The sequence below is a fragment of the Nonomuraea sp. NPDC005650 genome (assembly GCF_040605375.1).
In the GTDB taxonomy this organism is placed as follows: domain Bacteria; phylum Actinomycetota; class Actinomycetes; order Streptosporangiales; family Streptosporangiaceae; genus Nonomuraea.
This window is the reverse complement of the sequence record NZ_JBEXCR010000011.1, coordinates 169861-193299: the sequence shown is the minus strand read 5'-3', so window position 1 is coordinate 193299 and position 23439 is coordinate 169861. Positions and strand designations below refer to the sequence as shown.

The 23439-nt window shown below is 69.4% G+C and carries 21 protein-coding genes; 12 read left to right on the top strand and 9 right to left on the bottom strand.

All coding sequences use genetic code 11. The features are described 5' to 3' along the window. Nucleotides 1-221: 221 nt before the first annotated feature. Complete coding sequence (locus ABZS69_RS20730; RefSeq protein WP_355374598.1) at nt 222-569, bottom strand: hypothetical protein; 348 nt, start codon at nt 567-569, stop codon at nt 222-224. 135 nt (nt 570-704) lie between these two features. Here ABZS69_RS20730 and ABZS69_RS20725 point away from each other — a divergent pair, with 135 nt between their 5' ends. Beyond that, the gene (locus ABZS69_RS20725) at nt 705-1298 is read left to right on the top strand and encodes a DUF1707 and DUF4870 domain-containing protein (RefSeq protein ID WP_355374595.1); all 594 of its coding nucleotides are present in this window, start codon (nt 705-707) and stop codon (nt 1296-1298) included. Nucleotides 1299-1591: 293 nt separating this feature from the next. On the opposite strand, the gene ABZS69_RS20720 is transcribed toward ABZS69_RS20725, so the two are convergent. The 3 genes from ABZS69_RS20720 to ABZS69_RS20710 form a co-directional block, all read right to left on the bottom strand. Next, nucleotides 1592-2329, bottom strand: a complete 738-nt coding sequence (locus ABZS69_RS20720) for a septal ring lytic transglycosylase RlpA family protein (protein WP_355374593.1) — start codon at nt 2327-2329, stop codon at nt 1592-1594. Between the two features lie 508 nt (nt 2330-2837). After that, nucleotides 2838-4361 (bottom strand): ATP-dependent DNA ligase, encoded by a 1524-nt coding sequence (locus tag ABZS69_RS20715; RefSeq protein WP_355374590.1) that lies wholly within the window; start codon nt 4359-4361, stop codon nt 2838-2840. A gap of 668 nt (nt 4362-5029) precedes the next feature. Further along, on the bottom strand, nt 5030-5404 hold the full coding sequence (locus ABZS69_RS20710) for an FKBP-type peptidyl-prolyl cis-trans isomerase (protein ID WP_355374587.1): 375 nt from the start codon (nt 5402-5404) through the stop codon (nt 5030-5032). A gap of 72 nt (nt 5405-5476) precedes the next feature. Between ABZS69_RS20710 and ABZS69_RS20705 the strand changes: the two genes are divergently transcribed. Next, a complete protein-coding gene (locus ABZS69_RS20705) occupies nt 5477-6232 on the top strand; it encodes an SDR family oxidoreductase (protein ID WP_355374584.1) in 756 nt (251 codons plus the stop codon). A gap of 2 nt (nt 6233-6234) precedes the next feature. Here the strand turns inward: ABZS69_RS20705 and ABZS69_RS20700 are convergent, their stop codons facing one another. Beyond that, nucleotides 6235-7674: a GuaB1 family IMP dehydrogenase-related protein gene (locus ABZS69_RS20700; RefSeq protein ID WP_355374581.1), complete on the bottom strand. Its 1440-nt coding sequence runs from the start codon at nt 7672-7674 to the stop codon at nt 6235-6237. A gap of 97 nt (nt 7675-7771) precedes the next feature. On the opposite strand from ABZS69_RS20700, the gene ABZS69_RS20695 reads away from it, so the two are divergent. Beyond that, nucleotides 7772-8224 carry a GyrI-like domain-containing protein gene (locus ABZS69_RS20695; protein ID WP_355374578.1) on the top strand — a complete coding sequence of 151 codons (453 nt, stop codon included), beginning with the start codon at nt 7772-7774 and terminating at the stop codon, nt 8222-8224. On the opposite strand, the gene ABZS69_RS20690 is transcribed toward ABZS69_RS20695, so the two are convergent. After that, on the bottom strand, nt 8221-8739 hold the full coding sequence (locus tag ABZS69_RS20690; RefSeq protein WP_355374575.1) for a TetR/AcrR family transcriptional regulator: 519 nt from the start codon (nt 8737-8739) through the stop codon (nt 8221-8223). The genes ABZS69_RS20695 and ABZS69_RS20690 overlap by 4 nt on opposite strands. Before the next feature lie 78 nt (nt 8740-8817). On the opposite strand from ABZS69_RS20690, the gene ABZS69_RS20685 reads away from it, so the two are divergent. Continuing rightward, on the top strand, nt 8818-10047 hold the full coding sequence (locus tag ABZS69_RS20685; RefSeq protein ID WP_355374573.1) for an FAD-dependent monooxygenase: 1230 nt from the start codon (nt 8818-8820) through the stop codon (nt 10045-10047). Here the strand turns inward: ABZS69_RS20685 and ABZS69_RS20680 are convergent. Next, complete coding sequence (locus ABZS69_RS20680; protein WP_355374571.1) at nt 10002-11123, bottom strand: CaiB/BaiF CoA-transferase family protein; 1122 nt, start codon at nt 11121-11123, stop codon at nt 10002-10004. The genes ABZS69_RS20685 and ABZS69_RS20680 overlap by 46 nt on opposite strands. A 119-nt stretch (nt 11124-11242) precedes the next feature. Between ABZS69_RS20680 and ABZS69_RS20675 the strand changes: the two genes are divergently transcribed. From ABZS69_RS20675 to ABZS69_RS20660, 4 genes are all read left to right on the top strand, one after another. Continuing rightward, nucleotides 11243-12784 (top strand): serine/threonine-protein kinase, encoded by a 1542-nt coding sequence (locus ABZS69_RS20675; RefSeq protein ID WP_355374568.1) that lies wholly within the window; start codon nt 11243-11245, stop codon nt 12782-12784. Further along, nucleotides 12781-13764 carry an NAD(P)-dependent oxidoreductase gene (locus tag ABZS69_RS20670; protein WP_355374566.1) on the top strand — a complete coding sequence of 328 codons (984 nt, stop codon included), beginning with the start codon at nt 12781-12783 and terminating at the stop codon, nt 13762-13764. Before ABZS69_RS20675 ends, ABZS69_RS20670 begins: the two co-directional genes overlap by 4 nt. Before the next feature lie 130 nt (nt 13765-13894). Continuing rightward, entirely contained in the window at nt 13895-15244 is a 1350-nt protein-coding gene (locus tag ABZS69_RS20665; protein WP_355374563.1) for an FAD-binding oxidoreductase, read from the top strand. 3 nt (nt 15245-15247) lie between these two features. After that, complete coding sequence (locus ABZS69_RS20660; protein WP_355374560.1) at nt 15248-16507, top strand: cyclopropane-fatty-acyl-phospholipid synthase family protein; 1260 nt, start codon at nt 15248-15250, stop codon at nt 16505-16507. Between the two features lie 351 nt (nt 16508-16858). On the opposite strand, the gene ABZS69_RS20655 is transcribed toward ABZS69_RS20660, so the two are convergent. Continuing rightward, the gene (locus tag ABZS69_RS20655) at nt 16859-17227 is read right to left on the bottom strand and encodes a hypothetical protein (RefSeq protein ID WP_355374557.1); all 369 of its coding nucleotides are present in this window, start codon (nt 17225-17227) and stop codon (nt 16859-16861) included. A gap of 267 nt (nt 17228-17494) precedes the next feature. Here ABZS69_RS20655 and ABZS69_RS20650 point away from each other — a divergent pair, with 267 nt between their 5' ends. The 4 genes from ABZS69_RS20650 to ABZS69_RS20635 all read left to right on the top strand — a co-directional run bounded on the left by ABZS69_RS20650 (nt 17495) and on the right by ABZS69_RS20635 (nt 22223). Then, a complete protein-coding gene (locus ABZS69_RS20650; RefSeq protein WP_355374554.1) occupies nt 17495-18133 on the top strand; it encodes a DUF6879 family protein in 639 nt (212 codons plus the stop codon). A gap of 23 nt (nt 18134-18156) precedes the next feature. Next, the gene (locus ABZS69_RS20645; protein ID WP_355374552.1) at nt 18157-19008 is read left to right on the top strand and encodes a helix-turn-helix transcriptional regulator; all 852 of its coding nucleotides are present in this window, start codon (nt 18157-18159) and stop codon (nt 19006-19008) included. Between the two features lie 376 nt (nt 19009-19384). Next, entirely contained in the window at nt 19385-21367 is a 1983-nt protein-coding gene (locus ABZS69_RS20640) for a hypothetical protein (protein ID WP_355374549.1), read from the top strand. Between the two features lie 58 nt (nt 21368-21425). Then, complete coding sequence (locus ABZS69_RS20635) at nt 21426-22223, top strand: hypothetical protein (RefSeq protein WP_355374546.1); 798 nt, start codon at nt 21426-21428, stop codon at nt 22221-22223. Nucleotides 22224-22472: 249 nt separating this feature from the next. Here ABZS69_RS20635 and ABZS69_RS20630 read toward each other — a convergent pair whose 3' ends face one another. After that, nucleotides 22473-23426: a phosphotransferase gene (locus ABZS69_RS20630; protein ID WP_355374543.1), complete on the bottom strand. Its 954-nt coding sequence runs from the start codon at nt 23424-23426 to the stop codon at nt 22473-22475. Between the last annotated feature and the right edge of the window lie 13 nt (nt 23427-23439).

The window sequence follows — 23439 nt, the reverse complement described above, 5'->3', positions numbered from 1 at the left end:
CGGCACCACGCCGGTCGTCAGCCAGTGCTCCGCCGACTGAGGACCCGTCGGCGCTGTGCCGATGACCAGTCAGTGGTCCGTTGACGGGGACCGCCGAAACTACGCCGGTCGCCAGCCAGTGCTTCGCCGACTGAGGATCCGCTGGCGCTGTGCCGACGGCCAGTCAGCGGTCCGCCGACGGGCCTGCCCGCGGACGGTCGTTGGTGGATGGTGGTTGGCGGTCAGGTGCCGGTGCCCTCTTCGCGGCGGCGGCGTTCGTTGTAGGCGCGCATGCGTGGGGGATATCCGGTGAGCTGGACGTCATAAACCGGGAGGGCAAGATCGCGGGCAACCTTGTGGATCACGGCAGGCGAGCCGACCCTGCGTCTGGTCCATTCGCCGTCGTCCGCGACCGCCACAGCGGTCGTGTCGGTGGCGAAAGTCTCCGGCTCGACGTAGAACTCCACGCCCCGCCGCGAACGGGCAAAGGCGATAAGCGCTTCGATGTCGGCGTCAGTCGCCTCGCGGTCGAACTTCGCGACCTTGGGGCCGCGCAATCGACGAATGCCGTAGCGGTCTCGCCATCTCATGAATCCTTTTTATACCGTCTGGAGCCTTCGTGCGTCGGGGATGATCTAGGGGATACATCGGGGATTCTCCCGATGGCACTGGGGGTTCGGGAGACGCAGTATGAGAGGTGACTGCCCGATTCTCAAAGGAGAGGCATGGCGATTATGGCTGGGGTGCCGCAAACCTCCAGGCCGGGACAGGTGCCGCCAGCTCATCTGCGCGTCACCCACCAGGACCGTGAGCACGTGGTCGAGCATGTAAAGGCTGCCTACGCGGAGGGCCGCTTCGACAAGCTCGAGTTCGACGACCGGTTGGAGCGCGCGATGACGGCGCGCACGCACGGTGATCTGATGCCCATCATGACCGAGTTGTACGGCACCCAAGCCGTACCCCAACTCGCTCCACTCCCGCCTCCGGTCCGCCCCGAGCGGGTGCCGGAGAGCAACGAACGCCTCGCCGCCGCCGTCGGCCACCTGCTGATGGTCGTCGGCATCCCGATCGCCGGCCCGCTGATCCTGCTCCTCACCGGTGCCAAGACCTCTCCCTACATCCGCAGGCAGGCGCTGGAGGCACTCAACTTCCAGATCACGGTGGTGGGGGCCACGGTCCTCCTGCCGTTCACGGTCATCGGCGTCGTGCTGCTCCCGTTCATCTGGGTCGCCGCCGTCATCCTCTCCATCGTCGGTGGCGTCACGTCCCTGACGGAGGGCAACTTCCGCTACCCGCTGACGCTACGCCTGGTGAAGTGACTCCGCTGGTTGACCCGCCTGGTGAAGTGACTCCACCGGCCCTCGGTCGGGTCCTGCGTCGGCCAGGCTCCGCGTCGGCTGGGCCCTGCGTCGGTCGGGTCCTGCGTCGGCTGGGCCGCGCATCGGCCGGGCCCGGTCCAGCCCGGCACAGGATCTCACCCGGGCCAAGTCCAGCCCGGTACAGGACCGCACCCGGGTCCAAGCCCGGTCCAGCCCACCGGAGTGGCAGGCGGGTTCGGGTTCAACGGGTCGGGGCGGGGGCTGTCGGTTTGAGGGCTACGGGCTTGGGGGCGTCAGCGGGATAGGACTTCGTACTTGACGCGCATGACGCCGGCGCTGGTGTTGCCGATGGCGGCGAAGGCGGCTTCGGAGAGGTCGAGGCAGCGGCCGCCCACGTACGGGCCGCGGTCGTTGATGCGGACCGTGACCGATTCGCCGGTGTCGGGGTTGGTGACGCGGACCTTGCTGCCCAGGGGGAGGGTCTTGTGGGCGGCGGTCATGGCGGAGGGGTCGAAGCGTTCGCCGCTGGCCGTCATCTGGGGTTCGCCGTAGTACGAGGCGCCGCAGGTTCCGGAGGAGAGTACGCGGGTCTTCGGCTTGTGGGTCGGAGACTTGGTGGTCTTCGGGGGCGTGGGCGACGCGGTTTCGGCGGTCGCGGAGCCGGAGGCCGGGCGGCTGGTGGCCGCGGACTGGGCGGTCGGCTTCGAGGAGGCTGCCGTGGGGGAGCCGGTGGTGTTCGGCTGGGCGGTCGCCGAGTACTCGGTGGGCTTCGGGTGGGCCGCCGGGGGTTTGGGGAGCGGCGAGGGCGACTGGGGGGTCGCCTGGCGGGCGGCTTCGTTCATGGGCTTGGCCTGGAGCGGAGTGGGGGAGCCCGAGGGGTGGTTGGGGGAGTCGGTGGTGTCCATGGCGGCCCAGGCGGCGGTGGAGGCTGCGGCCACGACGGCCGCGCCGGCCGCGATGGTGATCCAGCGGCGCTTGCCTGCGGTGAGCTTGCGGTCCTGGGGGGTTGGCTTGAGGGAATGCTGGCCCAAAGTAAACCACAGTCCTAGCTAGGGGATAGGGCAGGGAAAGGCCGGGCCGGAGGGGGTGGAGGGCGTTCGGCGACCGATCCGCGAGGCGGGGAGGGGGCTCCCGCGCAGTGAGGACGAACATATGCGACAAAGCCCGAGTAAAGACAACTTAATGGGACAACCAGTGACATATCTCACTTAAGCCACAAGATTGCCAAGAACGCCCAGCGTATGCCGTGGATCTTTAGTGTTCCGGGAATCATGAAAAAGCGGTCTTGATCGGCAAATGGCGTGTCTCGCGTGGTCAGCAGGGCCAAATGCGGGGACGATCAAGCCGTCGGTCGTGTGTGGTGTTCTTCTTCGACGGTCGAGACGGTCGAGACGGTCGAGACGGTCTTGGCGGTCTCGGCGGCCGCGAAGGCCGCGAAGGCAGCGACGGTCTCCGCGGTTGCGGCTGGGTGTCTCTGGGCGGGGCCGCTGGTTTTGGGTGAGGCCGGGGTGTGCGTGGAAGCCGCTGTGCGGGCAGGGGTTACAGCATCAGGGAGCGCACGGTGTCGACCGTGTCGGCGTCTTCGACACGCTTGTCCGGGCGGTAGCGCAGCACGCGGGCGAAACGCAGGGCCATGCCGCCGGGATAGCGAGGGGAACGCTGGACCCCGTCGAAGGCGATCTCCACGACCAGCTCCGGCCGCAACGTGACCGTCCAGTGGTCGGTGGGCCCCTCGGCCAGCTCGAGGAAGCGCTCGGTCTGCCAGGCCAGCAGCTCGTCCGTCAGGCCCTTGAACGTCTTGCCGAGCATCACGAACCCACCCGAAGGGTCACGCGCGCCGAGATGGAGGTTGGAGAGCTTGCCCTCGCGCCGCCCATGGCCCCACTCGGCGGCCAGGACGACCAGGTCGAGCGTGTGACGTGGCTTGACCTTGATCCATCCGGCGCCCCGGCGGCCGGCCGCGTAAGGGGAAGCCAGGGACTTGACCACCAGGCCCTCGTGGCCTGCCTTGACCACGTCCGTGAAGAACTTCTCCGCCTCGCCGACGTCCCCCGTCACCATCCGCGGCGTCAGCAGCCCCTGGGGGACCGCGCGGGCGAGTGCCTCCTGGCGTTGCGAATAGGGCAGGTCGAGCAGGTCGGCGCCGTCCACCCGCAGGGCGTCGAAGAAGAACACGCTCAGCGGTGTCTGCTCGCGCAGCTGGGCGACGTTGGTCTTGCTGGTCGCGCGGCTCGCCGTCACCTGGAACGGGTGCGGCCGCCCGTCCGGACGCAGCGCGATCACCTCGCCGTCCAGCACGAGATCGTCGTACGGCATGTCGAGCACGGCCTCGACCAGCTCGGGAACCTGCGGCGTGATGTCGTCGAGCGTACGCGTGAAGACCCTGACCTCGGAGCCCGAGCGGTGGGCCTGCACCCGCATGCCGTCGAGCTTCCACTCCAGCGCCGCTGGGGTGCCGGCCTTCTCCAGCGCGGCGGCCACGTTGGGGGCGCTGCCCGCCAGCATGGGCGAGACCGCCTGCCCCACCTGCAGCCGGAACGCGCGTAGCGCCTCGACCCCGCCACTCAGCGCGCCCGCCCCGACCGCGGGAAGCCAGCCGCGCAGCGTGAGCGCGCGCCGCACGTCGGCCGACGGCGCGCCGGACGCCTTGGCCACCGCCTCGATCATGACGCCGTCGAGCGCGCCCTGCCGCAGCTCGCCGAACAGCAGCCGGCGCATGAACTGCTGCTCCTGACTCGTCAGCCCCGCGAACAGCTCGGCCACCAGCGCCTTGCGCGCGGCCTGCGAGCCCGGGCCGGAGACCGCCTTGATCCTGGTCAGCAGCTCGTCGACCGCGGTCAGTGTGGCCGTGGCGGCCAGCTTGGGCTGGGGGATGTCCTCCAACGTGCGCCAGCCCACGCCCACCTGCCGCTGGGGCAGCTCGCCCGAGAGGTACGAGATCGCGATCTCCGCCTCCTCCGGGCCGACCCGGCCCAGCAGCTCCGCCAGATGGCCCACTTTGCCGAGCCGAGCGGACGTGCGCGCCACCGCCTCGGAAACCCGGACCACGTCGATCAGAAGCACACGCCTATGTTGCCTTACTGCGCCGACATTTCCCCACCCGATATCGGCCAAGTGTCTGCCTTGTTCCCGGCACGGCCCTGAGTCCGGTTGTTCCCCCTTTGGGATTTGTCGCCGTTGGGGCCTCTCATTTCGGGAGGGCCTCTCTCGTTTCAGGAGGCCCCTCTCGTTTCGGGAGGGCGGCCTGGTGCCGCGCAACCGTCCCCGCGGGCTGGGGGTGGGGCGATCGTTGTGCCGGGTGGGCTTCCGCATGAGGCCGGAGGGTTACGCCAGGGTGGGGTGGCGGTGCCGGCCGAGCTGGTCGCGCTCTGGGGAGGGTGGTGTGCGGCTGTACGTGACCCCGTCGCGCCAGGACGGGGCGCGCGGGCGGCTGGTCGGGGTGGGGCGCCACGTCGGGCTGGGCGCTCCCCGGGGGTGGGCGTCTCGTTGGCGTGGGTGCCGTCAAGGCCGGGGCGTTGCGTTGCTGTGGGTGATCCTCGAGCGCGGTGGCGTCGCGGTGGCGTGGGTGCTCGTCCGGGCGGGGTACCGGGCCCGGGGTGGGTGCTTGTCAGGGTCGGGTGCCGTGTTGGCGTTGAGGGGCCAGGGGTGGGTTGGCGGGCCCTGGTGGGAAAGCGGCGGTCCCCAGGGGCGGGCCGCCTGGTGTGGGTGGCCCGCCCCGGGTGGAGAGGGTGTTAGCTGACGCCGAGCAGGTCGACGACGAAGATGAGCGTCTCGTTCGGCTTGATGCGCGCGCCGGCCCCCCGGCTGCCGTAACCGAGGTGCGGCGGGATGACCAGCTTGCGCCGGCCGCCGACCTTCATGCCCGCGACCCCCTGGTCCCAGCCCGCGATGACGCGCCCCCCGCCGAGCGGGAACTCGAACGCGTCGCCGCGGTTCCACGACGCGTCGAACTCCTCGCCGGTCGAGAAGGCGACGCCCACGTAGTGGACGCGTACGGTGTGGCCGGGCTTGGCCTCCGCGCCGTCGCCCACGGTCAGGTCGACGATCTCCAGGTCGGCGGGCGGGTTGCCCTCGGGAAAGTCGATCTCGGGCTTTTCGAGTGCCACGAAGTGCTCCTGTTGATGATTGCTGACAATGAGACCCGACGACTCTATGCGGTCGGGATATCGTCATCGTTCATGACCGCCCTTTCTCCGGATGCGATCTTGCTCACCGGGCGCGTCGCCGTGGTCACCGGGGCGGCCAGGGGCATCGGGCTGGCGATCGCCGAGACGTTCGCCGCGTTCGGCGCTCACGTCGCCGTGTGCGACCGCGACAAGCCGCGGGCCGAGCTGGCGATGACGCTCGACGTACGCGACCACGTGGCGGTGGAGATCTTCGCCCAGGCCATCCGCGATAGGTGGGGCCGGGTGGACGTGCTGGTCAACAACGCGGGCGGCACCTTCCACGCGTCGTTCGCCGACACCTCGCCGCGCGGGGAGCAGATCCTCGTCGAGGAGAACTTCTCGCAGGTCACCGGCATGATCAGGCGGCTGCTGCCGCTGATGCCGCCGGGCGCGTCGATCATCAACGTGACGTCGAGCGAGGCTCACCAGGCGGCTCCGGGGTTCGCGGTGTACGCGGCGATGAAGGCCGCGGTGGAGAGCCTGACGAAGACGCTCGCCCTGGAGCTGGCCCCCCGGGGCATCCGGGTGAACGCGATCGCGCCCGACGCGCTGCGGACCGAGGGCGAGTCGGGCGTGCGCGAGCGCATGCTGGCCCGGCCCCTGCCCTACGACCCGGTACGCGTCCCGCCGCTCGGCCGGCTCGGCGGCCCGGAGGAGGCCGCGGGCGCGGCCGTGTTCCTGGCCAGCGACCTGGCCAGGTTCGTCACGGGGGCGACGCTGCACGTGGACGGCGGCATCCACGCCGCCGGCGGCTGGCGTCGCAGCTGAGATCACCAGCTCTGGTGCAGCGGCATCCCCTCGGCGTAGCCGGACGAGCTCTGGACCCCGACCACCGCCTGCTCGTGGAACTCCTCCAGGTTCGACGCCCCCGCGTACGTGCACGCCGACCGCAGCCCCGCCACGATGCCGTCGATCTGGTCCTCCACGCTGGGCCGCTTCGGGTCCAGGTACATGCGGGAGGTCGAGATGCCCTCCTCGAACAGCGCCTTCCTGGCCCGCTCGAACGCCGAGTCGTCCGCCGTCCGCAGCCGCACGGCCCGCGCGGAGGCCATCCCGAAGTTCTCCTTGTACTTGCGCCCGTTCGCATCGGTGTGGGTGTCGCCGGGCGACTCGTACGTCCCCGCGAACCATGAGCCGATCATCACGTTCGACGCCCCCGCGGCCAGCGCCAGCGCCACGTCGCGCGGATGGCGTACCCCGCCGTCCGCCCACACGTGCCGCCCCAGCCGCCGGGCCTCCGCCGAGCACTCCAGCACGGCGGAGAACTGCGGCCGCCCCACGCCGGTCATCATCCGCGTCGTGCACATGGCCCCGGGCCCGACCCCGACCTTGAGGATGTCGGCCCCGGCGTCCACCAGGTCGCGCACGCCCTCCGCCGTCACCACGTTGCCCGCCGCCACGGGCACGCCGGGGTCGAGGGCCTTGACGGCGCGCAGGGCGGAGATCATCTTCTCCTGGTGGCCGTGCGCGGTGTCCACGACCAGGCAGTCGATCCCCGCGTCGAGCAGCTCCTTGGCCTTGGCGGCCACGTCGCCGTTCACGCCGACCGCGGCCGCGATGCGCAGCCGCCCCTGCGCGTCGACCGCGGGCTGGTAGAGGGTGGCGCGCAGCGCGCCCAGGCGGGTGAGGATGCCGACCAGCCGCCCGTCGGGGTCCACGATGGGGGCCAGCCGGTGCCGGCCGCCGTGCAGCCGCTCGAAGGCCGTGCGCGGGTCCAGCCCGGCGGGCAGCGTCAGCAGCTCGCTCGACATGACCTGCGAGAGCTGGGTGTACATGTCGACGCCCTGGCAGTCGGCGTCGGTCAGGACCCCGACCGGCCGGTTTTCCCAGTCGACCACGATGATCGCGCCGTGCGCCCGCTTGGGCAGCAGTTGCAGCGCTTCGCCGACGGTGTCGTGCGGGGTGAGCGTGAGCGGGGTGTCGTGGACGAGGTCGCGCTTCTTGACCCAGTCGACGACGTCGGTCACGACGTCCAGCGGAATGTCCTGCGGGAGCACGGTGATGCCGCCCCGCCGTGCCACGGTCTCGGCCATGCGACGGCCGGCGACCGCGGTCATGTTCGCCACGACGACGGGAATGGTGGTGCCCGTGCCGTCGTTCGTTGAAAGGTCGACTGCGAGCCGTGAGCCGACCGCGGATCGCGACGGCACCATGAACACGTCGCTATAGGTCAGGTCGTAATGAGGCTCGAGGTCGTTGAGAAACTTCACGTTCATTCATCTTATGCGGTGACTGTCCGATGAGGGGTTTCCCCGTTTGGCGGGGGCTTATGATCGGCCGGGACACTTTGGGGGAGGGAGGGGCCCTGTGGAAGTCACCGAACGGGGCGAATTGATCGTGGTGGGATTCGCGGTACGCACCACGAATGCCGACGAGATGGATCCGTCGAGGGCGAAGCTGCCCATGCTGTGGCAGCGGGCCGGCGCTCCCGGGGCCTTCGCGCACATTCCGGGGCGGGTCGACGAAAACCTGTACGCGGTGCTGACCGACTACGAGAGCGACCACCACGGCGCCTACACGCAGATCGTCGGCACCGGCGTGCGCACCGTGCCCCGGCTGCCGGAGGGCATGGTGGCCGTGCGCGTGCCGGCCGGCCAGTCGCTGCGGCTGGAGGTCCGCGGCCCGATGCCGCAGGCCCTCGTCGACGTGTGGCAGCAGGTGTGGAAGCACACCGAGTCGGGGGGTACGCCGGCCCGTGCGTTCACCACTGACCTCGAGGTCCACCACCCGGACGGCGCGGACCTCTATCTGGCCATCTAGAGACCGAGCGCGGCGGCCGCCGCTTCGACGGCCGCCGGCTTGACCTCCTCGATCGGCAGGTTCGCGTACTCCACCGAGCAGTCGGACATGCCGCCGAGCGCCACCGTCGCCCGGATGTGCTGCGCCTGTGTGAGCTCCGGGCCCAGCAACAGCGCGATGATCTGCCGCCGCCAGGCGAACATGCGGGTGCCCAGGTCGAGGAAGCCCAGCACGGACAGCTCCCGCACCATCATCGTGGTCACGTCGCGGTGCCGCCAGATCAGCTCGAAGTAGTCGTCGAGCAGCCGCCGGGCGTCGCCGGGCCGCCGCGTCGCGACGAACCGCTCGATGTCCTCCACCATCGGCTGGACGATGCTGCGTACGAGGTCGTCGCGCGAGGCGAAGTGGTAGTAGAGCGCTGGCTTGGTGATGCCCAGCCGGTCTGAGATCTGCCGCAGGCTGGTGTTCTGGACGCCCTGCGAGGCGAACAGCTCGCGGGCCACCTCCTGGATGCGCGTTCTGGTGTCACTGGGCATGGCTGAAGAATACCCCTTACCTATCGTTAAGTAAGGTGCTAGCGTCGTCCTTACCATCCGTTAAGTAAGGAGGCGGCCATGCGGGTCCTCATCTCCGGAGCGAGCGTCGCGGGTCCGGCCCTGGCGTACTGGCTCACCAGGTACGGCTTCGCCGTCACCGTCGTCGAACGGGCCCCGGCGCTCAGGAAGACCGGCGGCCACGCGGTCGACCTGTTCAGGCCGGCGATGGACATCGTCGAGAAGATGGGCGTGCTGGAGCAGGTCACGGCGAAGAAGACCGGCATCGAGCGGCTCACGATGTACCGGGAGGGCAAGGCGCGGCCCATCGAGCTGGAGCTGCGCCGCGTCATGAGCGCCGTCTCCGACCGGCACGTCGAGATCATGCGCGACGACCTGAGCGAGATCTTCTACGACGCCACCCGGCACGACGTCGACTACGTGTTCGGCGACTCCATCGCCTCGATCTCCGAGGACTGCGAGGTCACCTTCGACAGCGGCAGGACGGACAGGTTCGACCTGGTCGTCGGCGCCGACGGCCTGCACTCGAACGTCCGCCGCCTGGTCTTCGGCCCCGAGTCGGACTTCACCGCGTGGATCGGCGCGTACCTGGCCGTCGTCTCGGTGCCCGACGACCTCGCGCTCGACGGCCACACGAAGGTCATCGCGGGGGTGGGCCGGATGGCCGGGGTCGGCGCCGTGCACTCGGATGACGCGCGGGCGGTGTTCCTGTTCAGGACGCCGCGGGAGCTCGACTACCACCACCGCGACGTCCCCCGGCAGCAGCAGTTGCTGCGCGAGCACTTCGAGGGGATGGGGTGGGAGGTGCCGCGGCTGATGGCGGAGCTGGAGCGCACACCCGCCTTCTACTTCGACTCGATCACGCAGCTCCGTATGGACACCTGGTCACGCGGCCGGGTGACGCTCGTGGGCGACGCCGGCTACTGCCCCGGCCCCGCCGTCGGCGGGAGCACGAGCCTGGCGGTCGTGGGGGCGTACGTCCTGGCGGGCGAGCTCGCGACCTACGGCGGGGACCACACGCGGGCTTTTCCCGCCTACGAGGCCGAGATAGGTGACTACGTGCGCCGCAGCCGCACGTTCGCCGTCAACGCGGCCAAGAAGCTCGTCCCCGGCAGCCGGTTCGACCTCTGGGCGCTGGCCGCGATAGCCCGGTTGATCAACCACCTGCCGGTGGCGCTCACCACGGCGGCCGCCAAGATCAGCAGCAAGGGCGTGCGGCTGCACGACTCGATCGCGCTCAAGGACTACGCGAGCACCCCCTGGCCGCGGAGCTTGTCCGCCTCCTCCTGAGACAGCCCCCACTCCGACAGGTCGGTGAGTCGGGTGGCGGGGGAGAGGTCCGGCCGGGGCGCGCCGAGCAGGCGGGGCGCGGGCACCGGCTGGGTGACACCGCCGATCTCGACGAAGGAGCCGCGGGCGGCGTTGTGCGGGTGGCGGGGCGCCTCGGCCATGGACAGCACCGGCGAGACGCACGCGTCCGAGCCCTCGAACAGCGCCTCCCACTCGGCCCGCGTGCGCTTCCCGAACTCCTCGGCCAGGCGGGCCTTCAGCGCGGGCCACTGCGCCCGGTCGTTCCTGTCGGGCAGGTCGGTCAGCCCCATCAGGCTGACCATCGCCTCCCAGAACTGCGGCTCCAGCGAGCCCACGGCCAGGAACTCGCCGTCGGCCGTCTCGTACGTGTCGTACTGCGGGGCGCCGGTGTCGAGCAGGTTCGTGCCGCGCGGCCCCCAGAAGCCGCTCTGCGCCGCCTGGTAGAACATCGAGAACAGGATCGCCGCCCCGTCCACCATGGCCGCGTCGACCACCCGCCCCTTGCCGGTGCGCTCCCGCTCGAACAGGGCCAGCAGCACCCCGTACGCCAGCATCAGCCCGCCGCCGGCGAAGTCGCCGAGGATGTTGATCGGCGGGGTCGGCCGCTCGCCCTCGCGGCCCAGCATCGACAGGATGCCGGAGATCGCGATGTAGTCGATGTCGTGGCCGGCCGTGGGCGCCAGCGGCCCGTCCTGGCCCCAGCCGGTCATCCGGCCGTAGACCAGCCGCTCGTTCACCGCGTGGAGGTCGTCGGGGCCGATGCCGAGCCGTTCGGCCACCCCGGGGCGGAACACCTCGATCACGACGTCGGCGTGCCGAGCCAGCTCCTTGAACGCGGCCACGCCCTCGGGGGACTTCAGGTCCAGCCCGATCGTACGCTTTCCGCGATCCATCACATCGCCGCGCGGCCGGTCGGAGACCGCCTTGACCCGGTCCACGCGCAGCACCTCGGCGCCGTGGTCGGACAGCATCATTCCGGCGAACGGCCCAGGTGCGAGCCCTGCCAGCTCCAGGACGCGTACCCCGGCGAGCGGGCCGCTGCGAACGTCAGGCATCTCCCCAGTAGAACAACATTCGGTGATCTATCGCAAGCCGCCTTCGCGACCTTCCGGCGAAGAGGTGGGAGGTATGGGAAACTTGCCCACTGTGTTCGGGTGGTCAACAGGGGTAGGACATGGTTTCGGATAGCAACCGGCTCATCGCGGGACGCTACCAGTTAGTACGCGAACTGGGCCGCGGGGGCATGGGCGTCGTCTGGGAGGGGCAGGACACCCTGCTCAACCGGCAGGTCGCCATCAAGGAGGTCCTGCTGCCCCCTGGGCTGTCGCCGGGCGAGCAGGAGCGCCAGCTTTTAAGAACCGCCCGCGAGGCCCGCACCGCGGCCAAGCTGAGTCACTCGTCCGTCGTCGCGATCTACGACGTCGTCGAGGAGGGCGGCCGTCCGTGGATCGTGATGGAGCTGCTGCGTCACCCCACGGTGGAGGAGGTCGTGCTCACCTCCGGCGCGCTCCCGGTGCGGGAGGCGGCCGAGCTGGGCCGGCAGGTGCTGTCGGCGCTGCGCAGCGCCCACGAGGTGGGCATCCTGCACCGCGACGTCAAGCCGAGCAACATCCTCATGGCCGAGGACGGCCGGGCCGTGCTCATGGACTTCGGCATCGCGACCGCCGAGGGCGACCCGTCGCTCACCAAGACCGGCATGGTCACGGGCTCGCCGAGCTTCCTCGCTCCCGAGCGCGTCCGCGCCGAGCACGCGGGACCGCCTTCCGACCTGTGGTCGCTCGGCGCCACCCTGTACGCGTGCATGGTGGGCCGCTCGCCGTTCGAGCGGGGCGACCCCATGTCGACGCTCAACGCGCTGCTCAGCGAGGAGCCCGACTACCGCCGGATCCCGCCGATCATGCATCCGGTCCTGCGCGGGCTGCTGCAGAAGGAGCCGGAGCAGCGGGTCGACGCCGCGGAGGCCGAGCGGCTGCTCCAGGCCATCCTCGCCGCCAAGCCCGCGAGCGCCGACCGGGACGTGCCGGAGCGGAAAGCGGGCGGCGGCCGGGCCCGTGCCCTGCTCGCGGCGGCCGCGGCGGCGGTCGTGGTGATCGCGGGCGGCGCGGTGGCGTACTTCCAGCTCGCGCCCCCGGCGGAGGGCGGCACCCGGCACACCGCCCAGCCCGCCGCCGCGACCAGCGCGCTCACGCCGACGGCCACGAACACGGCGGAGCCGAGCACGACCCCCACCCCGACGCCCAGCGTGACCAGGGCCGTCCCGATCGTGCGCATGTGGAAGTCGCGTGACGGCGGCTGGTCGATCATGCGGCCCACCGGCTGGCGCGGCGCGCTCAAGGAGGCCAACACCGAGTGGACGCGCCGGGACCGGAACGCGCATCTCGGGGTCGAGGCCGTCTACTCCTCCGTCGACCCGAACCAGATCCTGCGCGACGGGCAGGAGACCCTCGCCCAGAACGCCCAGGACGTCGTCACCCGCGGCCGCAGGACGGTCGTGCACCAGGGCACGAAGGCCGCGGAGTGGGAGTTCTCCTGGACCGCGGGCACCGGGGGCGACGCCCCGTGGGTCACGCCGGGCGCCCGCTACCACGAGGTACGGCGGGTCGTCGCCATCGGCAACACCTCGTACATCCTGTCCTGGACGGTCGCCGAGGCCCAGTGGACGCGTAACAGGGGCCTGATGCGCCAGGTGATCAGCAGCTTTACTGTGGGGGCATGAGCCCCTGGAACCTGCTCGCCCTTCCCCCGCTCCCCGAAGAGCTCATGCGCCACCTGCTCGCCCCGCTGGGTGAGCAGGTGGCCGTACGCGTGCCCGCCGCCCGCGACCGGGACGCGCTGCTGGCCGCGCTGGCAGAGGCGGAGATCGTGCTCGGCGACTGGACGGGCACGCTCGCGATGGACGCCGAGGCGGTCAAGGCGGCGCCCCTGCTGGCGTTCGTGCAGCAGCCGTCCGTGGGCGTGGACGGCCACGACCTCGACGCACTGGCGGCGGCCGGGGTGCCGCTGGCCAACACGCCGGGCGTCAGCGCGGTGGCGGTCTCCGAGTGGTGCCTGGCCGCCACGCTCTCGCTGTCGCGCAAGCTGGGCGCCGCCGACGCAGCCGTGCGCGCGGGTGAGTGGCCCCAGCAGGGCCTGCAGCCCTACGAGCTGCGCGGGCGCCGCGTCGGCATCGTCGGCTACGGCCCGATCGGCGCCACATGCGCGGAGATGTTCCAGGCGCTCGGCTGCCACGTCTCCTACTGGACCCGCACGCCCCGTGAGGACCCCGGCTTCGCGGACCTGCCGGAGCTGATCGCCTCCAGCGACGTGCTGGTCGTGGTCATCGCGCTCTCCGACGAGACCCGCGGCCTGGTCGACCCCGGCCGCATGAAGCGGGGCGCCCTGCTCGTGAACGCGGCGCGGGGCGGCGTCGTGGACCAGCGGGCGCTCGTCGCGGCCCTGCGCGAGGGCCACCTGGGCGGCGCGGCGCTCGACGTCTTCGACGTGGAGCCCCTGCCGGCCGACGACCCGCTTCGGGACCTCCCGAACGTCCTGCTGTCGCCGCACGTCGCGGGCGTCACGCCGGAGGCCACGGGGCGCTTGCTCACGTCCACCCTGGACAACCTTGCCGCCGCCGTCGAGGGGCGCGAGGCGGACAACGTGGTCAATGGCGTAACCCCTACGATCCGCAGGAAGTTTACGCAATCGCCTACCACTTAGGCATTTCACCTGTCACTATGAACAGTTTTCGTGTCTTTAACGACCCCGGTCTGTTCGAGGTCGCTCACGGGAGATACCTTCTTACGGACGATCTCTACCAGCTCAAGGGGGTGCAACCGTGGAGACGAAGATGTCGACACACCAACGGGCAGTAGAGCAGATCCGGCAGTCGTACGCCGAGATCCCGGGCGGCGCCGCACCGCGCCTGGCCAAGTCCACGTCCAACCTCTTCAGGTTCCGCGACGGTGGCAGGACGGCCAAGCTCTCGGCGAGAGATCTCGACGAGGTCATCAGCGTCGATCCCGAGACGATGACGGCCGAGGTCCAGGGCATGACGACGTACGAGCGCCTGGTGGACGCGACGTTGCCGTACGGGCTGATGCCGTACGTGGTGCCGCAGCTCAAGACGATCACGCTGGGCGGGGCCGTGACCGGGCTCGGCATCGAGTCCACGAGCTTCAGGGACGGCCTGCCGCACGAGTCGGTCGAGGAGCTTGAGATCCTCACCGGTGACGGGCGCGTCATCGTGGCCCGCGACGACAACGAGCACCGGGAGCTCTTCCGCTCGTTCCCCAACTCCTACGGCACGCTCGGCTACGCGCTGCGCATCCGGATCAAGCTCCGCAAGGTCCAGCCGTACGTGCATCTCACGCACGTCAAGTTCACGGACGCGGCCAAATGCATGCTGGCCCTGCAGGAGATCTGCGACAGCATGGTGCACGACGGGGAGAACGTCGACTTCGTCGACGGCGTTTTCTTCACCCCGGGGGAGATGTACATCACGGTCGGCCGTTTCGCCGAGCGTGCGCCTTACGTCTCGGACTACACCGGGATGCGCATTTACTACCAGTCGATCAGGCAGCGCAACCGCGACTGGCTGACCATCCGCGACTACCTGTGGCGCTGGGACACCGACTGGTTCTGGTGCTCGCGGGCGTTCGGCGTGCAGCAGCCCGTCGTCCGCTCCCTCATGCCGCGCCGCTGGATGCGCTCAGACGTCTACCGCCGCCTCGTGGCGCTGGACCGGAAGTATGGTGTCACCGCCCGGATCGACAGGTGGCGTGACCAGCCCGTACAGGAGTCCGTGATCCAGGACGTCGAGGCTCCGGTCGAGCGGGGGGCGGAGTTCCTGGAGTTCTTCCACGACAAGGTGGGCATGACACCGGTGTGGATGTGTCCGCTGCGGGCGAGCTCGCGCTGGCCGCTCTACCCTCTGGAGCCGGGCAGGCTCTACGTGAACTTCGGATTCTGGGGCATGGTGCCGTTGCCGCGGGGGCAGTTCGACGGCTACTACAACCGACTGATCGAGCGCGAAGTGCACGAGCTCGACGGTCACAAGTCGCTCTACTCGACCTCGTTCTACGCTCGCGAGCAGTTCTGGCAGCTGTACAACGGCGACGCCTACTGGCCCGTCAAGCGGGAATACGACCCGAACGGTCGTCTGCTTGACCTCTACGAAAAATGTGTAGCGGGAAGGTGAGCTGTGGCGCTGGCAACCATCTTTGAAAAGATCGTCGGCTCGGAAGCGAACGTCGCGTTCCAGGCGTACGACGGCAGCAAGGCGGGACCGGACGGGTCCGACCTGAGCATCGAGGTCAAATCCCCCATCGCGGTCGCCTACCTGGCGCAGGCACCCGGCGAGCTGGGCCTGGCCAGGGCGTACATCTCCGGCCACATCGACGTGCACGGCGACATGTACACCCTGCTCGACCGCATGTGGAACATCACCACCAACGACCTGACCACCCAGGAGAAGGTCGCCGCCGTGCGCGCCCTGGGCGTCAAGCCGCTGCTCATGCGGGTGCCGCCGCCCCCGCAGGAGATGCGCCAGAGCACTCTGGCCAAACTGGGCTCCCGTCACGCCAAGCAGCGCGACGCCGAGGCCATCCATCACCACTACGACGTCTCCAACCGCTTCTACGAGTGGGTCCTGGGGCCGTCCATGGCGTACACGTGCGCCGTCTTCCCCTCGGAGGACGCGACGCTCGAGGAGGCCCAGTACACCAAGTTCGACCTGGTGGCCCGCAAGCTCGACCTCAAGCCGGGCATGCGCCTGCTGGACGTCGGCTGCGGCTGGGGCGGGATGGTCATGCACGCCGCCAAGCACTACGGCGTCAAGGCCCTCGGCGTGACGCTGAGCCGCCAGCAGGCCGAGTGGGCCCAGAAGGCCATCGCGGAGGCGGGCCTGCAGGACCTGGCGGAGGTCCGCTACATGGACTACCGCGACGTCCAGGAGTCGGACTTCGACGCGGTCAGCTCGATCGGCCTCACCGAGCACATCGGCAAGACCAACGTCCCGTCGTACTTCGAGTTCCTGTATGGCAAGCTCAGGCCGGGCGGCCGGATCCTCAACCACTGCATCACGCGGCCGACCGGCAAGGAGAAGACGTTCAACAAGGGCGGCTTCATCAACCGGTACGTCTTCCCCGACGGCGAGCTGGAGTCGGTCGGCTGGCTGGTCAGGCAGATGGAGGACATCGGCTTCGAGATCCGCCACGAGGAGAACCTGCGCGAGCACTACGCCAAGACGCTGCGCCACTGGTGCGACAACCTCGACGCCAACTGGGCGGACGCGGTCGAGGAGGTCGGCATGGGCACGGCCCGGGTGTGGGCTCTGTACATGGCGGGCTGCATCGTGGGGTTCGAGCGCAACAAGGTCCAGCTCCACCAGGTGCTGGGCGTCAAGCTCGACACGGAGGGCCACTCCGAAGTCTCCCTCCGGCCGTCCATCGACTGGCCCTGAAACACGGTCTTCGCCTTGGGAGGCGCTGCGCGCCGTACGAGTGCTCAGCCAGCGCCTCCCAAGGAGGCTCCGCCCCCTTTCGATCCCCCGAAACCCCCGCTCGCTGGTGCCCGCCCGTTGCCTGACCAGGCGGTGGGTCCGCTGGAGCCCACCCCGAAACCTCCGCTCGCTTCGCTCGCTGAAGCCGCAAGCGCGCGTTGCCCGGTTGCCGGGTCCGTTGACTCGTCGGCCGAGACGGCGACCGTCCCGGAACACTGGGTGGCAGAGGTGCGCGCGGCAAAGCGCCCGAGGATGGAACCGCCGCCAGCACCCCCGCCCGTGAGGCCCTCCGGTGCTTTCGGGCGGGGCGGTCTACGCGCTCTTTCTCCGGCGCCGTTCGTCGACGACCTGTTCGGCCGTCAACCCGCACACGTGCTGCACAAACCAGCCCCTGCCATCGGCCGCCCCCTTGCCGTCCCACTGCTTGGCGTCTTCCTCGGACATACCGAGAGGCACCGGCACCTTGACGGGCCGGGAAGTGGCGCGCCACGGCTGGCCGCTGTATGTCGGGTTCCGGCTGTAAATCGGGTTCCAGTAGGTGTAGTCGCCGCCGACCACCGGCGTGGGGTCGAGCAGGATGCGGATCCCGCCACAGCGATCGAACAGGTGGGCGCGCACCACGTCCTGGCCGCAGTCGCCGCATAGAGCGAAGGCGTTCCTCACCGCCGCCACACCGACCATCCGGGATGAGGATGCAGGGGCGCATCGCACCTCGGGGCGACGTTCTCCGGGATGCCGTAGTAGGCACAGGTCTCACCGCGACCCCCAACTGCGCTACCGGGGATCTCAGGCGAGCACGATGGTGGATAGACCTGCCGATGCCGCGTCACGCTTTCGCCGCCGGCCGGTCTGGCGTCCGATGCGGGCGACGGCGCGGGGTTTGGGTGCGCTGACTGTCCATGGCTCGGACAGTAGGTAGGGCGCTTCACCAGCCGCCATGGGAGTTGCGTGCAGTTGCTTGCCGGCTCAGCGAAGTTGAGAAATGTTGTCGATGCGCGTCGGCTGAAGCTCGGGAAAGGAGTGCTGCCCTCGGACAAGCTTGAGATCAGTCTCCGACGAAAGGAACTGGTCATGGCACGTCGACTGCGATTCAACGGCTCCGGTTCCGGCGAGGGCGGCTGCCCCGCTGTGCACGAGGACCTCGACACAGGTGAGGTCATCGTGCACGGACCGCGACTCACGGACCCCGACGACATCGCCCAACTGCAGCACCTCGACGAAGACGAGGTCGCCATCGTCGTGCCGCGCAACACGTTGATCGATTTCGGTCCGCGCAGCCGGGACACCAAGCCGCGCATTCTCAACCCGGAGCAGTTCGCACTCCTCTTCGAGAACTTCCGGCACAGCGCATGGCATCTGGAGATGCGCGCACGTTACGCCTCCGACGAAGCCACCGAGACCTACGCCCAGTTCGTACGAGGCGAGGCTCCTGCGTGGGACCTCACCACCCCATGGAGCACCACCATCCGCGCGAAGACCGAAGACGGCGCAGCGGTCGGCCGCCAGTACAACCGGCTACGTGACGTCGCACGGCACTACGCGGTTCCATACAAAGAGTTCGCGGCAACGATGACTGCGAAGGAGTAGCAGAAACAGGTGTATGCGTACCAGTGAGTACTGACTATCAGGCAGCGCGCGAAGCCTCAGGCGTTCGGCTTCGAGAGATCAGACTTTCGACCCCCAGAGGTCGACTCACCGGTACCCAGCTCGCCCGAGAGTACGGATGGAACAAGTCCAAGGTCAGCAGACTAGAGAACGGGAAGCAGACTCCCACGCCTGACGATCTGCGGATGTGGGTGGACGCATGCGGCCAGCCCGAGACGTACGACGAACTGCTCGCCAGGCTACGAGGCTTCGAATCGCATATCCGGTCCTGGCGACGGCAACTTGCCGCAGGTCACAGGCCGGTCCAGGACGCACATAACGACGCTCAGGCCAATTCCTCGGTGCTGCGCGCATGGGAGTCCTCGTGGATTGTCGGCATCCTTCAGACACCCGACTATGCGCGCGCTGTGCTCACGCGTTCCGCCGAACTGCACAAGTCGCCGCAGGACACCGAAGAAGCCGTCCGGTCTCGTATGAAGCGGCAAGAGCTTCTCTACAGCGGAGGCAGGCGCTACCACATCATCCTCTGGGAACCGGTGCTGCGCGCCCTGATCTGCCCGCCTTCGGCGCTCGCCGCCCAGCTCGATCGCCTCATGGGGGTCATCGGCATGGACACCGTAGAGCTGGGAATCGTGCCGCTGCATGCCTCACTGAAGGTCCCACCGGGTGTCGGCTTCTGGATTTACGATGATCGCCAAGTGGTCACCGAAACTTGGCACGCCGAACTGTGGCTGGACGACGCGATCAGCGTCGAGACCTACTTGCGCACCTGGAAGCTGCTCCAGAAGTCTGCGGTGTACGGAGCCGATGCCCACAACCTGATCCATTCAGCGCGACGGATGCTTCCTCCACCCTGAAGGCTTGCGCCACAGGCTGGTTGACGTGGCATGGGTGTGTAATTCTCCTCCGAGGCGGAGGATCTTCCCCCCGAGTAGGAAAATCCTCCACCGCAAGGTATGACGCGGGGGGAAGCTTTCCGCGCGGGCGGTGAAGTCCGTCTCGGACCCTAGGCGGTGCGGCCGAAGGGGAAAGCGCCTCGCGGCTCGAATGATTGACATCGGGATGTCATTCCTCCTCCGGAGGAGAGGATCCTTCCCCTGAGTGGGAAGATCCTCCACCGCCGGATGCCGCGAGGGGAACCGCGGCACGGCTCAGTTCATCGCGCGGTTGCGAAGCCGGTGGTGACCTTGGACCATCTCCTTACCGATGTGTGCGACGTTCCGGGAGTGCCCTGTGATCACCGAGGATCTTTCCGAACCGGAACTCGCCCTCTGGGAGGCGTTTCCCGCGGCGCGTCCTTTAGATCTTCCCGGCTCTCCCGTTCGGGCCGCGATCATCGCGCGACTGCTGCTCGGCGCCCAGGAACGCCTCCCGGGGCAGACACCCGGGTTGCGCCTGTCCGGAGCCCGGGTCACCGGCCGGCTGGATCTGTCGTACGCCGAGGTGCAGCACCCTCTGATCTTGACCGGGTGCGAGTTCGAGGAAGCGCCGGTGTTCACCGGAGCTCGTACCGGCCTGGTCGATCTCGCGGCCTCCCGGTTGCCCGGGCTGCAGGCCGGTGACGCCGTGATCGGCGGGGGGCTGGGCCTGGAAGGGTGCCTGGTGGATGGCCCGATTCGGCTCGGCGGAGCGCACGTGTCCGGGACGGTGGATCTCTGCGGTGCGGAGATCCGCGCGGATCCGGCCATCCACGCCGACGGTCTGATCGTCGAGCGGGATCTTCTGTGCGCGAACACCGCCATCGACGGGGAGCTACGCATCTCGGGCGCCAGGATCGGCGGGGCGATGACGCTCGACGGCGCGCGGGTCGGGCGGTCAGGCGGCAACAGCCTGACTGCCGAGGGAGCCGTCATCGACGGCGGGCTGTCGTGTGGCCCTGGCTTCCGCTCGTACGGCGTGCTGAGCGTGCAGGATGCCCGGGTGGGACGGAGGTGCGGGTTCAGCGGGGCGCGGCTGTCCAACCCCGACGGCGTCGTCCTGAACGCGGAAAGGCTCACCGTCGAGGGTGGGCTGCTCATCGACAAAGGTTTGATCGCCGAGGGCGAAGTGCTGCTGCGGGGAGTCCGCGTGGCCGGGTCGCTCTCGTTCGCTGATGCGACCCTCGTCAATCCGGGAGGACGCGCGCTGAACGCGCCGCTGATGGAGCTGGGCGGCGGGCTGCGCGCCACACCGGGCTTCGTGGCGACCGGACAGGTCTTCCTCGACTCGACGCAGGTCCGCGGATCGGTCAACTTCGACCGCGGGAGACTGTCCAACCCGGCTGCGACGGCGCTGTCGATGCGGCGGCTGGGGGTCACCGGCAGACTCAGTTGCAGCGAGGGCTTCACCGCCGATGGAGAGATCGTGCTCATCGACGCCAAGGTGGAGGGCAGCCTGGAGTTCCACGGCGCCGTCCTCAGCAATCCCGGGGGGCGGGTGCTGGCCCTGTGGGAGGTGGCCGCGGGCGGTGGCATCGACTGCTGCGAAGGCTTCACCGCTCAGGGCGCCGTCTCGATCAGGAATTCGCGGATCGCCGCCGTGCTGTGCTTCGCGGAGACCACCATCGACGGCGACCTGCACGTACGTGGCGTCGAAGCGGCTTCGCTGAAGATCGGGCCGGAGACCGTGCTTCTTGGCGCCGTCGACCTTCGCCACACCCGCGTCGGCGTGCTCGATGACGTTCCCGGCCGGTGGCCGGATCGACTCCTGGTGAACGGCTTCACCTACGACAGCCTTGAGACTCCCCTGCCGGTCCAGGAGCGGCTTGACTGGTTGGCCAAGGAGGACTACCAGCCTCAGCCGTACGAGCAGTTGGCCACCGTCTACCGCAGGCACGGTCTCGACGAGGCCGCCCGGGACGTGCTGCTGGCCAAACAGCGTCGCCGCCGGACGGGGCAACGGCTCGGGGCGCGGCTTTGGGGGTACCTGCAGGACTGGACGGTGGGGTACGGCTACCGCCCGTTGCGTGCCGCGCTCTGGCTCGGAGCCCTTCTCCTCATCGGCACGGTCGTTTTCACCGTCGACCACCCACCGGCCTTCAAGCCGGGCGAGGCGCCACCCTTCAACGCCTTCCTCTACACCCTGGACCTGCTCCTCCCGATCATCAGCTTCGGGCAGGAGGGCGCCTTCGGCCCGCGCGGTTCACAACAGTGGCTCGCGGCCGGGATGGTCGCTGCGGGGTGGATCCTTGCCACGACCATTCTGGCGGGCCTCACCCGCGGGCTCTCCCGCCAATAGCCCCGGACAGGGGACTTGGCGTGATGTGACAGAGATCATCATCAGCGATGATCGGCGGATGAAACGCATGAGCGTCGCGCTGGTGGCGGCCGGCCTGCTGAGCGTCACGATTCCCGGCGGCGCCGTGCACGCGGCTCCCGAATCGAAGTCTCTCGACCCCGTCGTCAAAGCGATCAAGAAGCAGTTCGCGAAGAAGAGCGGCGTGCGCTTCTCCGTCAAGCGACGCGGCGGGCCCCCGCCCGCGGAGGACCTTCAGGCGTCCGGTGCGTACCGCTTCAACGCCTCCGGTGTGTTCGCCGCCGACATCACGGAGATCTCCCAGGAGGCGGAGGGGACAGGCCGGTCCCGGGAGATCAGCATCGGCCGGGAGTTCTACTCACAGGCCTACGTGCGTTCCAAGGACGGCAAGTACGTCTGGAAGTCGCCGCCGACGGTGGGGAAATGGTCCTACGGGCGGAACTACGCCGGGGTCGTCTGGGGAGAGGACCTGATCAACGGGATCAACCCGGGCTTCCTCAAGCTGGTCGCCTCTCACGGTGCGACCAGCGCCGACGGCGGAACGTTCGAGGGAGTGAGAACGACCCTCCACAGCGGCACGGTGACGGTTCCCGCGCTGGGCGAGAGGCAGGCCGGGATGACCTTCGGGACCGCGAAGGAGGACGGTGTATGGAGCGGGCCGATCGTCTGGAAACTCTGGGTGGGCCCGGACAACCTGCCGCGACGTTTCCACGCCATCATCAGGTTCACCCGGCCGGAGGGCGGTAAGGCCGAGACCATGACGATGAACGTCATCTATCGAGGCTGGGGAAAACCCGTCAAGATCACGGCCCCGCCCAAGCACCTCATCGCCGACTGATGGCGGTGGAACGGCGGCGCACCGTCCCCTGGTGGGGAGCGGTGCGCGTCTACTGTGACAGTTGCCGGTCTTTGGCGTGTTTCCCGCGGCTGGTGTGGGTTTCGTCCTCGGTGGAGTCCTCTTGGGGCTCTGGTAGCTCGTCCTTGGGACTATGGGGCTTGGCGTGCCTGCCCACGTGATCTCCTTTGGCGAACGTGATTACTAACAGTAACTTTATGGCTACGATATGCATGGAAGCAAGAGTAAGACTCACGAATCCAGGTCGCCGAACGGGGATGCCAGGGTTTTGAGGGTGCCCGTGAGGCCCGCCCAGCTCTCCACGGCGTCCGGCGTGCGCCCATGCGGCGAGCGGAACCACTCCACGAACTCGGCGACGTCGTCCAGGGCCCACCGCAGCCGGTAGAGCTCCAGCGCCGCCGCGTCGGGGGTGCGGCCCGTGGCGTCGGCGTAGCGGGCCAGGTCGCCGGCGTCCCGGGCGACCAGCCACAGGTCGCGTTCGGGCACGGCCAGCCCCACCGTGTCCCAGTCGACCAGCAGCCACCGTTCGCCGGAACGCAGCAGGTTGCCCGGGTGGGGCTCGCCGTGCGTCACCACGGGCTCGCCGGGGTCGGCGGCCATCCGGTCGAACTCGGCGAGCCCGCGGCGCAGCACCCCGGCGTGGTCGGCGATCAGCTCCCTGGCGGGCTCCGAGTACGGGCCGCCCAGCCAGGGCAGGCGCCTGTCCTGGAGCGCCTGCTCCAGCCCGGCCCGGCCCGAGAGCTCCAGGGGACGCGGGGGAGTGGACAGGGGTGGCGGCGTGGCGTGGAGGGTGGCGAGCAGGTCGATGATCGCAGCGCGGTCCTCGGCCGGCTGCTCCTCGCCGAACTCGCCGGCGCGGCCGTTCACGAAGGGGAAGACGCTCATCGCCCACCGGTGGCGGTCGAGCCGCAGGAGCGTCGCCCCGTCGGTGGTGCGCAGCGGCGCCACCACGAAGCCGAGCCCCGCCTCCGACCGCAGCGCCGCGGCCGTGTCCATGGCCGGCCGGAGCCCGTCGAAGCCGCGCCGGCGTACGTCCGCGACCGTGATGAACCAGCGCCCGTCCGCGATCCAGTGGTAGTCGCCGAAGCCGACCGGCGCGTAGTCCAGCGTGCGTGCCTCGATGCCCCACGCGCCGAGCGCGGGCGGCAGTAGTCCTTCGTCGAACGAATCCGGTCTGTCCCGCATCCGGCCACGCTAT